Below are 13,853 nucleotides of genomic sequence, written 5' to 3'. Positions count from 1 at the left end.
AAGCCCCGACGCCAGGCCGTCAAACGGCCGGCAGGACGGTGAGCACCTCGGTGGAGGTGGCCGACCAGCCGGCGACCGTGACCGTGACCGTGACGCCCGCGCCGGTCGGGAGCCCCACAGGCACCCTGACCGAGATGGTCTGCTGACCGGCCCCGTCGGGCGCGGTGACGGTGATGTCCCCGGGTGCTGCCGAGACCGGCGTGGGTGACGCGTTGAACGTGACCGTGGGTTTGGGCGAGCCCGACCCGAAGTTTTGACCTTTGAGCGTCACGTTGTTGTTGATCCGCTGGCTGGTCGGCGAGATCTGGCTGCCGGCGCCCGTGAAGCCGTTGAAGAACGGCGCGCTCGCAGGCTGCACCTGCACCGTGTCCACCGTGGTGGCGAGCGGCACCGGCGATCCGTCGGCGAGGACGGCCCCCTCGATCGCGAGCGTGACGTTGATGGCCGTGAGGTTGGGCACGACCGCGTCGGGGATCCTGACCTGGATCTGGCTGTTGTTCTGGCCGAGGATGTCGGTCGGCTGCGCGACCACCGGCGCCGCCGCGTTGAACGTGATCTTGTTGACGAGCGAGAGGTTGAGTCCGTTGATGGTGATGGCGTTCCCGACGCGCTGCTGCTTGGGCGTGATCTGGGTCCCGGCCGCCACGAAGGAGGGTGCGCTCAACGCGAGCACCGTGATGTTCTGCAGCGCGGTGACCTCGCCGACGTCGTTGCGCACCTTGAGGGGCCACGTGCCAGGGCGGGTGCCGAGCGGCGGCCTCACGACGAGGCTCGTGTCCGTAGAGGCCGCCAGATCGACGATGGCCTGGGTGTCTCCCAGCAGCACCTGGGGGGTGCCCACCTGGAAATTGCGCCCGGTGATGGTGATCGGGCTCGTCTGCGCGGGCCTCACGGTCTGCGGCGTGAAGCTGGTGATGACGGGTGCCAGGAGGCGCTCCAGCGTCTGGATGCGCTGCTCGAGCAGCGCGAACGACATGTTCTTTCGCCGGAGGTCCTTGAGCATGGCGGCCGTGATGGCGGCCCCGCCCGCGGGCCGCGCGAGGAGCGCGAGCGGTGTATAGGTGTGCCCGAACGGCGCCGCGGGCAGCGCGCCCGGCGGGCTGGTGGTCACGTCCACCCCCTCGGCCACGCGCACGACCCAGTTGGGCTTGCGCCGGACCGAGGTCCGCATCCCCACGTCGTCCGGGTTGTCGAGCTTGATCACCGGATCGGCCCCCACCTCGTCGGTGAACGTGTCCAGATAAATGGTGTCCGTCCTGGGCCCCGAGGTGCTCAGCGCGGGCACGCCGCCGGGCTGGGCCTTGTAGCGGATCGAGGCGCTGATGGACATCTCCATGCCGCCCGCCAGGAACACGCCCGCTCCCCCTGCGCTGATCATGAAGTCGTCCGCCGCCGCGGGGCTCACCGGGGCGATGTTGAACGTCGTCGCCGCGTCCGGCACGCCGTCGCCGATGTACCGGCCGACGACGCTCCGGAGGCGCGCCATGATGAGGTCGCCGAGGAGGTTCAGGTCGCGATCGAGGACGGGCACGCCCTGCTCGACGTGGAGGCCGACATACCCGTTGTCGATGTTGTCCTTGAGCACGTCGAGCGGCGATTTGGAGAAGTTACCCATGGCTTGATTCCTCGTTTTCGACGACAGTCCTGCTCAACCGTCCGATTGCACGGCCTCGATCGATCCGTCGGCGCGCTCCAGGATCCACACGAGCCTCATCTGGAGCGGTCGGAACGGCGCGACGAACGCCCCTGCGCGCGTGACGGCCTGGCGCTGCTCGACGTCGGGCACGCCCGACGCGCGAAGGTAGATCCCGACAGCGTCGCGCGCATAAAAGCTCTCCTTGGCGCGCCGCGTGTCGTAGGTGTAGTGCATCCGGTCGGCGTGGCGGTGCATGGTCTTGAGGGCGAGCTTTCCCGCAGGAGACGCCGTATCGACGGTGCGCGACTGGAAGCGCTCCCCGCCCTCCCGCGACGAGAAGAAGAGCGACAGCGCCGCGCCGTCCAGGACCGGCGCGGGGTCCCTGTCGTTCGAGAGGCGGCCGATCGCCAGGAACGACGTCCCCCACACCGTGCCGCCCGCCTGCACCCTGGCCCAGATACGGAATCTGCCACCCTGGTTCGAGCACCAGAGGAGCCACACGTTGCCGTTCCACACCACGGCGGCCGGCGCCTCGTTGCGGACGCCGGGGGCGGCCGAGACGACCTCCTCGGGCGCGCCGAAGCCCGCGCCGGTCCGCTTCGTCTGCAGGATCACGCTGCGATCGCCCCTGTCCGCGCTCCAGAACAGGCGCAGGACCCCGGCTGGATCGATCACGGCCGCGGGCATCTGATCCCGCGCGTCACCGGACGTGACGCGAACCGGCTTGTCCCACGTCACCCCGTCCGCCGTGCTGATGGCCCAGATATCCGTGGGGCCTCGGCGGCGGGACTCCCAGAACACCCAGATACGACCGCTCGTGTCGCGCGCCGCGGCGGGCCGCGCGTCCGGCGCGGCGTGGCTCGTGAGGCGCACGGCGGCGCTCCGCGTCGCCAGATCGCCGGTGAACGTACGCGCCCACAGATCGGTTGTCTTGCCGCGGTTCGAGGACCAGAAGAGCCACATCCTGGCTCCGTCGAAGAGCGCGGCCGGGCCCTCGTCGACGAAGCCCGGGTCATCGGGCAGATCGCCGAGCACGTCGATCGGCGCGGGATCGAGGCCCTTGAGCCGCTGGGCCCAGACGCGGCGGCGCCCCGGCCGGCCTGCGGCGGCTCGGTGAGCGTGCCAGAAGAGCCACACCGAACCTCCCGGGCCGATCGCGGCCGAGGGCTCGCCGTCGAACGCGTCCGGCCAGGCCTGGGTGATCGCGGGCTCGTTCGATGGTGGGTAAAGGTTGGCCTGAGGGCCCGGCGCCCCGAAGCCCGCTCCCGTGTTGATGGCTTGATACACCTGCACATGGCGCGAGGTCTCGGGCGCGTTGGTCATGAACACGTTGTTCACGAACTCTTTGACATCGCACTCGTACCCCGTGACCCTGCTCACCAGCGACGTGAGGTTGGGGATCGTCCCGACCGTGCCGAAGATCTCGGGCGCGGCGAGGATGTCCGTGCGCTGCACCTCTTCGGCCAGCGTCCGATCGGGCTCCCAGCCGATCCACGCGGCCAGGCGAGGCAGGTGCGCCGCGTCCACCGTGATGACGTCGTGGAGCGAGAGGAGCCCCTCGGCCGTGCTCCGCGCGAGATCGACGCCGTCCCCGAAGATCCGGAGGAAGCGGCGGAGCTGCCCCGCGCCTGCCTGGGCGGCCTCGCGCTCGTCGAAGAAGCGGTGCGCCTCGGGGAGCAGGCGATACAGGAGATCACCGCCTCCGTAGCTCGCCGTGGCCGTCGCCGCGGCCGTCGCGAACGGCTTCGCGGCGAAGGCCCCAGACGTCGCGGCGAACGCGGCGTAATAATAGGTCGTCCCCGGCTCCAGCCCTCGCGCGGCGCTCGAGGGGAAGCGCGTCGGGCCAGGGTCGAGCGCGCCGCGCGGGGCCTTGGACGAGCGCTCCTCGTCGGCGATGCGAAGGGTTCGCGTCCACTCGCCGGTGTCGGGGTTGAACGAAGCTCGGTAGTCGGTGACGCGGATGTCCTCGCCGTCCGCGCGGGTGGAGAAGCGGACGCGCGCTCCCCCCTCCTCCAGGACGGTGGAGACCGTCTCTTGATCTTCCCGGCGGTCATAGTCCACAGCGAGCGTCACGGCGCCCGCCGACCAGACGACCTGACCGCCCGAGGCCGTGAAGGTGCCCGCCGAGGTCTCGGGCGCGGCGCCGATGCGCTGAAAGATCTCCGTGGCGCCGCCGGTCGTGACCACCCGGCTCACCTGATCGATCCGGACGACACGAACTCCGTCGCTCGTGCGATCATAGGCGGTGATCACCACCTGCTCCACGGCGCCGCCCGCGCCCACGTAGGCGGCGAGCTCGGCCTGCACCATGCCGCCCTCCGCGAGCGTGTTGAGCACGAGGTAGCGCTGCCGCCGCACCTCCGGCCAAGGATCACCGGCCTGGGTGAACAGATCGGCCAGGTCGAGCACGACGAGCCCGTCGGTCGCCGACTTGGGGGTCGAGGAGCGGCGCCGCAGCACGCGCGCGTGCGGCACGGACTCGGCCGTTCCTACCAGCGTGAGGTCGAGGTCGATGCGCTCGCCGCGCGCGTCGGCTCGGGCGTCGAGCTCAGGCATCGAGGCGCCCTCCGGTGACGCTGTTCAACGAGATCCCCTTGACGTCGGGGATCTCGTTGAACGAGAAGCGCAGCGTGCCGTCGGGGGGGATGGCCGGGCTGCCCGCGGGGGCGTCGGCGCGGGCGAAGCGGGTGATGTTGATGGCCCCGACGCCCTCGACGCCCTCGATGGCCTCGTAGATCTTGCTGATGTAGAGGTGGTCCTCGAAGTCGACGTTGGCGAACGACCAGAGCTCGCGCATCACGGCCTCGACGCGCGCCTTGACGAGCGGCTGCGAGAAGCGCGGCTCCACCACCAGATCCCCCTCGATGAGGACGAGCGGGGTCTTTGGATCGACGATCTCGATCTGCGTGGTGATCATCCGTTTGCCATCGAAGTACGCCTCGAGATCGCGCCGGAGCGTCTCGCTCGGGGCGCCGCCGCCCTCGGGCGCCACCACCAGGTTGACCTTGTTCCACGACGGCGCGAACGCGCGCACCTTGGCGACTCCATAGCTCTTGGCGTGGAGCTCGTAGTCGGCCGCCGTGACGGCCCGCCCGGACGAGCGGAACTGCTGCGGCGCCCGCGCCGCGGCCGCTGCCGCCGCCTCGTGCTCTCCGCCCCCGCTCGCCGCCTTGACGTTCATCACCCGCTTGAGGCCCGGGACGTCGGGCGTGATCACGATCTTGGAGATCGCCCTCGGCGGCACGTTGCCCTTCTCGCCGCCGCCGACCAGGTAGCGCGCGGTGATGTTGTTCCGGCCCCGGCGGGGCGCCTTCCCGTAGGTGTTGTTGCCGAACTCGATCCACGCGTAGTCGTCCTCGTCGCGTCGGACGACATAATGCTTGTCTCGGCCGCTGCTGTGGAGCAGGCTCGGCACGCGCGTCCAGGCCTCGCTCGCGCCCTCGTCGACCGTCACGACGAGCGTCTCGTCGATGAGCGGCTTGAGCGCGAGCCGGAACCTCTGTCCCGCGCTGCCGTCGGACGATCCGAGGATGTCCTTGGGAGGCGGCGGAGGATCATCGACCTGGACGACGGGCAAGGTCTCGTAGGCCCTGAACACGGTGTTGTCGATCGGCCGGGCGCCGCCCACCACGAAGGGGACGAGCTCGCCGCGCTCGTCCACGCGCATGAGCGGGAGGTCCTCGACCCTGGCGATCGTGACAGCGGGCTTGATGAGCTGGAACTTGACGGCGACGCCGGTGCTCTCTTTGGTCGTCGTGAACTGCGCGCCTGTCGGGATGGTGGCGGAGCCCGTCGCGTTGTTGGCAAAGAGCAGGGTGAGATCGGCCGACGCGGCGGTGGGCGGGCGGAGCTCGTAACCGATGAGGCGGAGCAGGTTGACGACGCTCCTCCGCTCGCGCGCGGTCGCGAGGAAGCTCTCGGCCGCGATGCGATCCTGGTTGTAGAAGAGGGAGTCGCCCATGTGCGCGAAGAGCTCGAGCAGCACGACGCCCATGTCGTTCGGCGAGTGATCGGTCCACTCGGGCAGCCGCTCCGCCGCGAGCTCGAGGAGGGCCGCGCGGAGGGACTCGTAATCTTTGTTGGTGTAGTCGATTCGCCCTTGCTCGTCGCTCATGGGACGCTCCTCCCTCGCTCAGATCCCGCCGAGGCCGATGGGGACGCTGAGCGACTGTGTCTGCCGCGTGCGGCGGATGACGTATGAAATCGAGACCCAGAGCTGCTCGGCGCCGCCGTCGCGCCTCGCCTCGACCTCGATGCTCTGCACGAGGACGCGGGGCTCGAACCGGCTCACCGCCTTGGCGATCTGGTGCTGCACGATGGCCTTGAGCGCGACGTTGCTCGGGTCGTGGAGGAGCTTGCGGAGGCCGCCGCCGTAGTCGCGCCGCATCACGCGCTCCCCCGCGCCGGTGAGCAGGATCTGCACGATGTTCTCTTTGAGCTTGTCCGTCCCGCGCTGCTCGGCGACGCCGCCGCCCTCGGTGATGCGGAAGGGGAAGGAGAGCCCGCGGATGGCGTCGCTCACTGGAGGATCCCTCGGAGCTGCTCGGGCACGGGCTTGCCCGAGAGGTAGCTGTTGATCGCGTTCTTGAGGTTCACGCCGTCCGCCGTGGTGGGCGCCCAGCTCTGGAACACGCCGACGAAGCCTTTGAGCCAGTCCCAGAACACCGCGTCCTCGACCCTGGACGAGAACGCCTCTCCGAACACCGGGTCCGCGGGGGAAGGCGATGGATCCCTGCGCAGCGACGAGACCAGCCCCGAGGCGATGACGAAGCTGAGCTGCCGCCAGTTGGCCTGCGCCTTGATGACCGCCTTCTGGATCTCGTCCTCGGGGGATCCGGTGTCGCGGAGCGACTGCTCCATCGGCGGGCGGAGCTCGGCGTCCATGGCGTCGAAGATCACCTTGGTCATGCCCCTGGTCGCGTCCCTGTCACCGATATTGAGCGCCATCTCGCCTCCTCCTCGATCAACCGCCCGGCCTCGACGCCACGCCCGACCCCGCCGACATCTGCGCCGTGAGCTGCGCGAGCTGTCCCGGGTTGAGCGGCGTCGGAGCGCCCATGTTGCCGATGTGCGTGTGAGCGAGCAGCCACGAGAGGATCTGCCCGAGCACCACCCCCTGCGCCGCGCCGGTCGCGTCCGTGACGGTCACCCCCGAGGGGCCCGCGGCCACCTTGCTCAGCGGTCCACCCTCGAGCGTGGCGCCGCTCGACGCGTCGAGCTTGAGGGACACCGTGGCGCCGGCCTTGAGCTCGATGGCGCTCTGGGAGAGCGTCAGCTTGGCCTGGCCGAACTCGATGGTGACCCCGTTCGAGTCCATGGTGATCGTGCCTGTCCCGCTGCTCTGCTCGCACTCCACCTTGATGCCGCTCGCGTCCATCGTGACGGTGTTCTTGTTCTTCTCGTCCTTGATCACGAGCTTCTCGCTCCCGCTCGTGTCGTCGAGGTGGATCACCTGACCGGAGGGCGTGCGGATGATCTTCTTGTGCTCGTCCGGGGCGCTCCCGCCGCTGTCGTTGGGCGGAGCGTCGTTTGGATAAAAGACGCCGGTCCAGATCGGAAAGTTGATGTCTCCCGCCACGAACTCGACCCACACCGGCGCCTCGACCTCGGGGATGAAGAAGAAGCCGGGGAGGAAGCTCGGCGCGGCGACCACCTCGATGGGGCGGTCGGCGCCGCCGCCGGGCTCCTCTTCGAGTATCCCCGGCACGCGCACCTTGATCTGGCCGCGGTGCGCGCCCCCGCCCTGAGCGGCGTTGTCCATCACGATCCCGGCGTATTTGCCGTAATAGCGCTGCTCGCGCCGCTCGGCCGTACCCGTGTCGCCCATGTCGCTCATCGTCGGCACTCGAACTCGGTTTTGTACCCCTCTCGATCGAGCTTGTGCCGCACCTGGGAGAGGTACCAGGTGCCCGAGAAGCGCCCGCCGACGTCCTGGATGGACACGCTCGATCGGGCGAACATCTCCTTGATCCCGGGCGAGGAGCCGCTCCCTCGCATGCCGCGCAGGCTGGTCGAGAACTGGTTCTGCGCCAGGGTGTTGAGCTCGGCCTCGGTGGTGAAGGTGGGGACGCCTTGCCGCGTGGAGGTGCCGAGCTCCTCCCGGAGCACGGCTTGCGTGGCCGAGGCTGCCCCGATGAGGACCTCGAGCTGCGCGGCCTTCACAGGGTGGTCGGTCCGAAAGGCGGTGAGGTTCTCGTCGAAGAACGGGTCCTCTTCCTCGCGCACCTCGAGCGCCTGCGCCGTGGTCACGCTCGTGGCCTGGCCCGTGTCGAAGTCGATGCCCGAGAGCACCCGAGGGAGCTCGACGTCGCTCACGTTCGCGCTCGATTGAAAGCTGTAGAGCGGGTGCGCGGCCCCGGCGCGCCCGTAATGGAGGGTGACGAGGGGCTCGGTCATCATCACTGTGTATTGAGAGACGAAATGGAGGGTGTCGCCCGCGTCGCCGGGCCGGACGTACATCACGCACCCATAGGTCCGCGCGAGGTCGAGGAGGAAGTCGAGATCTGTCTTGTCCTGCTGCCGGATGCCGTTGCCCGTGAAGCGCGGGTCGCCGACCACGTCCACGTTGACGCTGGAGAAGCCGTGAAGACCGGCGACGCTCCTCACGATGTCGGAGAGCGCCATGTCGGTGAAGGGGCGATTGCGACGTTTGAGCCCCATCTTCATGCTCCGGTCGTACGCCTGGACCCGGAGCGTGGGGACGCCTCTCGCGGGGAAGCTGCCGTCGACCCGGTAGATGCGCCCCGCGAATACGAGCGCGTGATCGTCGCTCGTGCCGAGCTCGACCTCGACGTCCATGCCCTCCTGCACCGCGTGGCTCAGCACCTTGTAGGGATCGCTGAGCGTCACGACCATGGAGTCGGGCTGGGCGTCGCGCTGCTCGACGGTGAGCGACACGATGTCACCGGACAGGTCGTAGCCGGCGCCGCTCGCGTCCACGCTCACGCGGTAGAAGAGGTCCGCGCCCAAAGGTCACCTCGCCGCGGTCCTGGTGGCGACCTGGATGGGAGGGATGACGAGCTTGTCGCCCGGCCCCCACGCGTGCGCGAAGCGGCGCGGGTTGGCGTCGGCGATTCGCCACCAGAGGTCCTCCCTGCCGTAATAGAGCTTCGCGAGCTGGTCGAGCGTCTCTCCGCCCACGATCTCGTGGATGAGGCTGTCCGGGTAATCCCGCTCCGGAGCCGGCGGGCGCTGCGCGAGGCTGACCGAACCGCCGACATCGACGGTGGGGAGGCCATGGTAACGAGAGTGGATGGAGAGCGGCATCGTGGTCCCTCAAAACAAGCGAATGTTCTGCAGGCCGAGCGCGGCGAGCACGTTGCGGTGCTGCTTGTCGAACTCGTAGAGCGCGCTTTCGGTCTCTTCGATGACGACGAGCGTGACGCCCACGTCGGCCCGGACCGGCGCGAGCAGGCTGTTGAACTGCGTCTCGCTGACGCGGAGATCGGTGAGGACGCACTCGAGGATGCGCGTCCCGAACCCGAAATAACACGTGGGCGGCGCCGAGATGCGCGTCCCCTCGCTGCCCCCTCCGAAGAGCCCGCTCAGGGTCGCCCACGCGTCCGCCTTGGGGTAGAGGAACGAGCGGAGCTTGGCGAGCTCGGTGGAGACGCCGTTGTCGAGCGGCGTCGGGTTGAGCTTGTTCGTGCCCTCTTCGAGGCCATGGAGCTTGAGATCGAAGCTGATGGTACGGTGTCCGCCACCCGTGTAGACCTTCCCAGGCGCGTTGCTGCCGATCGTCTCGGCGCGGTCGGCGTAGCTCACCGCCTTGTTGTCGCTGATCGACGCAGGGTTGAACTGGAACGTGACGATCAGAGGCGGGAGCACGTCGACGTTCGCGAGGAACCCACGCAGGACTTGTCGCTCGCTCATCACATCGCTCCTTCCGCCATCAACGCAGTCGCCCGCTGCGGAACTGCTCGTCGCGGGCGATCGAGGCCATCCGGTTCATCAGCCCGCGGACGAAATCGTCGCTCTCCACGTCCACCCTGTGGGCGGGCGGGGGCGGGGGCGGCGGCTTGTGCTCGGCGGCGCGCGCCACCTCCTCCGAGACCTCGCGCCTCACGAGGTCGATCAAAGGACCCGCGAGCCCGTCGAGGCCGCGCGCGGGGAGCGACCGCGCCGGAGCGCGCCGGTGGACCAGCGCCGGGCCCTCGATCGGCGCCTCGGTCGGGGCCGCCGCGTCGCGAGCGGGCGAAGGAACATCGATGTCGGGGAGATCGACGTCGACGGTGGAAGATCCTCGCGCTCCGTCCGTCGGCGAGTCCCCCCGTTCAGGGATGGAGCCGAGAGGATCGACGGCGCCTCGAGGGGGGCTCGCTGCGCCGTGATCGGCGAGAGGGGTATAGGGTGCGGCGCGGCGTCGATCCGGGCCCGTTGAGAGGTTCGGTCCGGAGACGTTCGGGACCACCCACCGCGAGAGGCTGGAGGCCGCGGGGAGGAGCGGAGAGACGATCGGGCCCCACACGCCGGCGGCCGATCGCATCGACGCCATCGCCATTCGCCTCGAGTGGAGGAACGGCATGACGGCGCTCCCCTCCAGGGCGCCGCCGCGCTGTGGGAGGGGAGATCGCGCAGGAACGGCGTCGGGGCCCGCGAGCTCGAAGACCGCCGGGATCCGCGGAGACCTGAGAGGTTCCACCATCGTGACCGCCGGGAGCCCTTCGAGCTCTCCGGTCGCAAACGCGGGGGACCTCTCGAGCCCTCCCGTCGCGACCGTGGGCAGCCTATCGAGCTCTCCCGTCGCGACAGCGGGAGACCTCTCGAGCCCTCCCGTCGCGACCGAGGGGGACCTCTCGAGCCCTCCCGTCGTGACCGCAGGGGAACTCGCGGGCGCCGCCGCCGCAAGGATGCCTCCAGGCTCGAGGCCATGGCCGCCGAAGACGAGCGCGGGCGCTGCCGTCGCGGAAATGCCTTGGGGCTCGGGGCCCCGGGCGACGGGCGCAGGCCCCGCCGCGGAGATGCCTTGAGGCGCCGGGCGCTCCCCCTGGAGCGCCGGGAGCTTGAAGACCGCGGCGATTCCCTCGAATCCACCCATCGCGACGGCGGCGCCGCGGCGCGGTCGGACATCCAGCATCCACACGCCGAGCCGCGGCGCCGTCGCGACAGCGCGCGCGCGGGTCCGGCCAATGGCGAGCGCCGCGTCGATCGGAGCGACGCTCGGTGCAGGCGCCACAGCGTGGATGAGGGGACCCTTGGGCATGGTTCACCTTCGTTGGAGACGCCGGTTCAGCTCGTCGATCATCTCGTTCTCGGACTCGATGCGCTCGGCGAGCATCCTCACGAAGGCTCGCCGCTCGCTCACGTCGAGGTCCATGATCTCCGTCCTCGACCAGTGCAGATGATAGGCTAGATAGAAGACCTCGCGAGCAATGCGAGCTCCTCCACCTAGCCCAACACGAAAAAACCGGACGCCTCCAGCACGGCGCTGAATTGGCCGTTGCAATGCGCGCAGCGGATGGACCGCCGGAAGTTTACCCCCGGGGTCTGCGCCTCGATCGCTTGGTACAAGAGCCGCCGATCGCCCATCGTGAGATCGCGCAGGATCTTGATCCCGTACGACTCGAGCGCCTGGCGCCGGAGGGCGCCGAAGGACTCGATGCAGCGGAGGATCAAGGCGTCCCGAGCGCGGAGCGGATCCTTCTCGGCCGTGCGCGAGACGAACTCCTCGTCCGCCCCGCGGGGGAGGCGGACCTGCACCTCGCGGTGCACCGCGCCGTCGCGATCCTCGTATCCGTCTTCGAGCGTGACCGCGATGGCCTGGGGGCTCGATCCGTTGGTGAGGCGGCGGACCTCCAGGCTCCCGAGGTCCTCGACCACCGTCGTCTCGCCCCCGCAGCTCGGGCACGTGTACGACGCCTGGAGCTGATCCCCGAGCGTGATCCGGCGCAGCTCGACGATGAGGTAGTTGCGGTCCGCCGAGTAGAGCTGCGACACGAGATCGCTCGTGATCGCGTCGATGTCGCCCAGGCGGATCAGGCAGCCCTTGACGAGCTCCGTGACGAGGCGCCCGGGGGTGAGGAGCGGATCATAGAACAGCGCCTCCTCGTGCCCGCGCATCTTCCGGATCGAAGCGCGGCGGTGCACGCGACCCGAAGCGTCGGTGTGTCCGACGGGCAGGGTGACCTCATACTCCACTTGGCGTGCGCTCATCGTGGGCCCGCGATCCGTCAGATGCGCGTCATCCGCTCGATGGCGAGCACGATGGTCTGCTTCATGAGCCCCGAAGCGGAGGCGTCGAGATCGGTGAACTTGGACGACTTGATCCACGCGCCCTCGAACGCGAAGCGCATCACCTCCGCGCCGAACTGCTTCTTCACGACCGATCCGTTGCGCCGCAGCTTGGACCCGAGGCCCGTGCCGTCGATCTTGAACATCTCCTGGAACCAGTCCTTGAACGCCTTGTCCGCGGCGGTCCCGTCCATGTTCCGCTCGATGGTGATATCCCCGTGCTTGATGATGCCCGAGCTGATCTTGTGGACGATGTTGGAGCCTCCGTCGGGCTGGTCGATCGCGTCGACCTCGCCGTCGCTCAGGCCCGTCACCTTCGTGACGCCTGGGCTCTCGATGCCCTCGATCTCGACCACGAACTCGTGCGTCCTGTACGCTTCGGTGAACCCAAGATCCGCCATGATGAGCCCTCCTCCCGATCAGCGATCGCTTGCCGACGCGCCGCCTTCTTGTTGCCCCACGGTGATGATGACCGTCTCGGCGGGACGCGACGGATAGAAATAGACCTCGACGTTGAAGATCCCCTGTTGAATGTTCGCGGGAGGATTGTTCTCGCCGTCGACCTTGACGCTGAACACCTTGTCGGGCGCGCCGGGGCCGAACGCGCCTCGCCTCCAGAGCCCCATGAGGAACGGCGTGACGCTGTTGTATTTGACCTTGCTCCAGAGGGTCGGGTCGTTCGGCTCCTGCACGACCCAGCGCAGGCCGTACTTGAGCGAGCTCTTCACGAAATTGAAGAGCAAGCGCACGTTGACGTAGAGCCAGAGCGGGTTGGTGCTGAGCGTCCTCGAGCTGTCGACCACGATGCCCTGGCCGGCGATGAACCGCACCGCGTTCACCGATCCGTTCTTGACCAGATCGGTGTGCTTGACGTCGTTGATGGCGAACTTCACGTCGAGCGCGTTGTTGACGCTGGCCGCGTTGCCGGCCGGCGCCTTCCAGATGCCGCGCTCCCGCTCGGTCCGGGCATAGACGCCGAGGACGTGGCCCGTGGGCGGGATCCACCGGAAGCCGCCCAGCGGATCGCTCACGCGGATGAAGGGGAAATAGATCGCCCCGTAGCGCTTGTCTCCGCGGAGGGGCTGGCCATAGGCCTTGGCCGCGTCGGCGTCCGCGTTCTCCGCCGTGTGACCGACGAACATGCAGTCGCCGCGGTCCGCGCAGTAGGTGAGCGCCGCGTTCACCAGCGCGGCGTCGTGGGTCTCGGGGCAGCAGAGGAGCTGGACGTCGACGCCGTCGAAGACCCGGTTGTCGACGGCCTTTTGCAGCTCGGCGACCCGATCGGACTCCCGCCCGGAGGCGTCGAGGTTGTCGTCCGCGCCGCCGGAGTTGAGCGGAGCGAACGCCGGGCTCGCCGTCGGCGCCGGGTTCGCCGTGGCGGCCGACGGGATGGCCACCACGATGTACTTGGAGCCCGCGACCTCGTCGTTGATCTTGAGCGGGTTCTCGGCTCCGACGCCCCCGAACTTGATCTTCTCCCAGAGCTCGACCTGGACCCCGTTGTACTGGACGGCGAGGTTGTAGGTGCCATCGCTGTTCGAGGTGATGCCGACGGAGATGCCCTTGCCCCACGCCCCCGGATCGGGGCTGCCGCGGTACCCGGCCGTCACGGTGATCGCCGTGGTCGCGCCCGCGCCCGCGGACGGGAAATCGCGCGTGGCCGGCGTGGCGGCGGTCACCGAGCCCGACGCCGCCGTGGCGACGGCGCGCGTCACGTACGCGAGCGAGCCACCGTTATCGAAGAAGCCGCGCACCGCATAGGCGCCGAACGCGGCTTTGTCGTAATCGCCGAAATAGTCGCGAAAGTCCGCGAAGCTCGTCACCTGCCGGACCTTGCCCGGCACGCCCCGCTTGGAGCGGACGATGAAACCCGCCACCGAGGTGGGTGCCGCTTGGATGCTCGGCGTCGCCTTGCCATCGACCTCTAACAGATTGATGCCAACATTCATGCTCATCCTCGCGATCTAGAAGGATCGTGCCGGCTGTC

Annotated in this window: 13 protein-coding genes; all 13 read right to left on the bottom strand. The window is 69.0% G+C overall.

What is annotated here, in order from left to right; genetic code table 11:
* Window positions 1–19: 19 nt before the first annotated feature.
* Window positions 20–1,615, bottom strand: coding sequence for an IPT/TIG domain-containing protein (locus POL72_RS15010; RefSeq protein ID WP_272095986.1), 1,596 nt, complete (start codon window positions 1,613–1,615; stop codon window positions 20–22).
* 33 nt (window positions 1,616–1,648) lie between these two features.
* Complete coding sequence (locus POL72_RS15005) at window positions 1,649–4,192, bottom strand: hypothetical protein (protein WP_272095985.1); 2,544 nt, start codon at window positions 4,190–4,192, stop codon at window positions 1,649–1,651.
* Window positions 4,185–5,750, bottom strand: coding sequence for a baseplate J/gp47 family protein (locus tag POL72_RS15000; RefSeq protein WP_272095984.1), 1,566 nt, complete (start codon window positions 5,748–5,750; stop codon window positions 4,185–4,187). The genes POL72_RS15005 and POL72_RS15000 overlap by 8 nt, the downstream gene beginning before the upstream one ends.
* 18 nt (window positions 5,751–5,768) lie before the next feature.
* Entirely contained in the window at window positions 5,769–6,158 is a 390-nt protein-coding gene (locus POL72_RS14995; protein ID WP_272095983.1) for a GPW/gp25 family protein, read from the bottom strand.
* Window positions 6,155–6,583 carry a hypothetical protein gene (locus POL72_RS14990; RefSeq protein WP_272095982.1) on the bottom strand — a complete coding sequence of 143 codons (429 nt, stop codon included), beginning with the start codon at window positions 6,581–6,583 and terminating at the stop codon, window positions 6,155–6,157. Before POL72_RS14990 ends, POL72_RS14995 begins: the two co-directional genes overlap by 4 nt.
* Window positions 6,584–6,599: 16 nt before the next feature.
* A complete protein-coding gene (locus POL72_RS14985; protein WP_272095981.1) occupies window positions 6,600–7,463 on the bottom strand; it encodes a phage baseplate assembly protein V in 864 nt (287 codons plus the stop codon).
* A 5-nt stretch (window positions 7,464–7,468) separates the two neighbouring features.
* Window positions 7,469–8,605 carry a phage late control D family protein gene (locus POL72_RS14980; RefSeq protein ID WP_272095980.1) on the bottom strand — a complete coding sequence of 379 codons (1,137 nt, stop codon included), beginning with the start codon at window positions 8,603–8,605 and terminating at the stop codon, window positions 7,469–7,471.
* A 3-nt stretch (window positions 8,606–8,608) separates the two neighbouring features.
* Window positions 8,609–8,902 carry a LysM peptidoglycan-binding domain-containing protein gene (locus tag POL72_RS14975; RefSeq protein WP_272095979.1) on the bottom strand — a complete coding sequence of 98 codons (294 nt, stop codon included), beginning with the start codon at window positions 8,900–8,902 and terminating at the stop codon, window positions 8,609–8,611.
* A 9-nt stretch (window positions 8,903–8,911) separates the two neighbouring features.
* On the bottom strand, window positions 8,912–9,508 hold the full coding sequence (locus tag POL72_RS14970; protein WP_272095978.1) for a CIS tube protein: 597 nt from the start codon (window positions 9,506–9,508) through the stop codon (window positions 8,912–8,914).
* A 19-nt stretch (window positions 9,509–9,527) separates the two neighbouring features.
* Window positions 9,528–10,838: a hypothetical protein gene (locus POL72_RS14965; protein WP_272095977.1), complete on the bottom strand. Its 1,311-nt coding sequence runs from the start codon at window positions 10,836–10,838 to the stop codon at window positions 9,528–9,530.
* Between the two features lie 185 nt (window positions 10,839–11,023).
* The gene (locus POL72_RS14960) at window positions 11,024–11,788 is read right to left on the bottom strand and encodes a T4 family baseplate hub assembly chaperone (RefSeq protein WP_272095975.1); all 765 of its coding nucleotides are present in this window, start codon (window positions 11,786–11,788) and stop codon (window positions 11,024–11,026) included.
* Window positions 11,789–11,805: 17 nt separating this feature from the next.
* The gene (locus tag POL72_RS14955; protein ID WP_272095973.1) at window positions 11,806–12,267 is read right to left on the bottom strand and encodes a phage tail protein; all 462 of its coding nucleotides are present in this window, start codon (window positions 12,265–12,267) and stop codon (window positions 11,806–11,808) included.
* Between the two features lie 18 nt (window positions 12,268–12,285).
* The gene (locus tag POL72_RS14950) at window positions 12,286–13,821 is read right to left on the bottom strand and encodes a phage tail sheath family protein (RefSeq protein ID WP_272095972.1); all 1,536 of its coding nucleotides are present in this window, start codon (window positions 13,819–13,821) and stop codon (window positions 12,286–12,288) included.
* Window positions 13,822–13,853 lie beyond the last annotated feature (32 nt).

The organism is Sorangium aterium (assembly GCF_028368935.1).
GTDB classification, from domain to species: domain Bacteria; phylum Myxococcota_A; class Polyangia; order Polyangiales; family Polyangiaceae; genus Sorangium; species Sorangium atrum.
Note: the sequence above shows the minus strand (reverse complement) of the source record. Positions and strands in the feature narration are given on the sequence as shown.

What these genes read in the sequence shown, in the direction of transcription:
- POL72_RS15010 (WP_272095986.1), bottom strand. Translation starts at nt 1,615, where the DNA reads ATGGGTAACTTCTCCAAATCGCCGCTCGACGTGCTCAAGGACAACATC.
- POL72_RS15005 (WP_272095985.1), bottom strand. Translation starts at nt 4,192, where the DNA reads ATGCCTGAGCTCGACGCCCGAGCCGACGCGCGCGGCGAGCGCATCGAC.
- POL72_RS15000 (WP_272095984.1), bottom strand. Translation starts at nt 5,750, where the DNA reads ATGAGCGACGAGCAAGGGCGAATCGACTACACCAACAAAGATTACGAG.
- POL72_RS14990 (WP_272095982.1), bottom strand. Translation starts at nt 6,583, where the DNA reads ATGGCGCTCAATATCGGTGACAGGGACGCGACCAGGGGCATGACCAAG.
- POL72_RS14985 (WP_272095981.1), bottom strand. Translation starts at nt 7,463, where the DNA reads ATGGGCGACACGGGTACGGCCGAGCGGCGCGAGCAGCGCTATTACGGC.
- POL72_RS14975 (WP_272095979.1), bottom strand. Translation starts at nt 8,902, where the DNA reads ATGCCGCTCTCCATCCACTCTCGTTACCATGGCCTCCCCACCGTCGAT.
- POL72_RS14970 (WP_272095978.1), bottom strand. Translation starts at nt 9,508, where the DNA reads ATGAGCGAGCGACAAGTCCTGCGTGGGTTCCTCGCGAACGTCGACGTG.
- POL72_RS14965 (WP_272095977.1), bottom strand. Translation starts at nt 10,838, where the DNA reads ATGCCCAAGGGTCCCCTCATCCACGCTGTGGCGCCTGCACCGAGCGTC.
- POL72_RS14960 (WP_272095975.1), bottom strand. Translation starts at nt 11,788, where the DNA reads ATGAGCGCACGCCAAGTGGAGTATGAGGTCACCCTGCCCGTCGGACAC.
- POL72_RS14955 (WP_272095973.1), bottom strand. Translation starts at nt 12,267, where the DNA reads ATGGCGGATCTTGGGTTCACCGAAGCGTACAGGACGCACGAGTTCGTG.
- POL72_RS14950 (WP_272095972.1), bottom strand. Translation starts at nt 13,821, where the DNA reads ATGAGCATGAATGTTGGCATCAATCTGTTAGAGGTCGATGGCAAGGCG.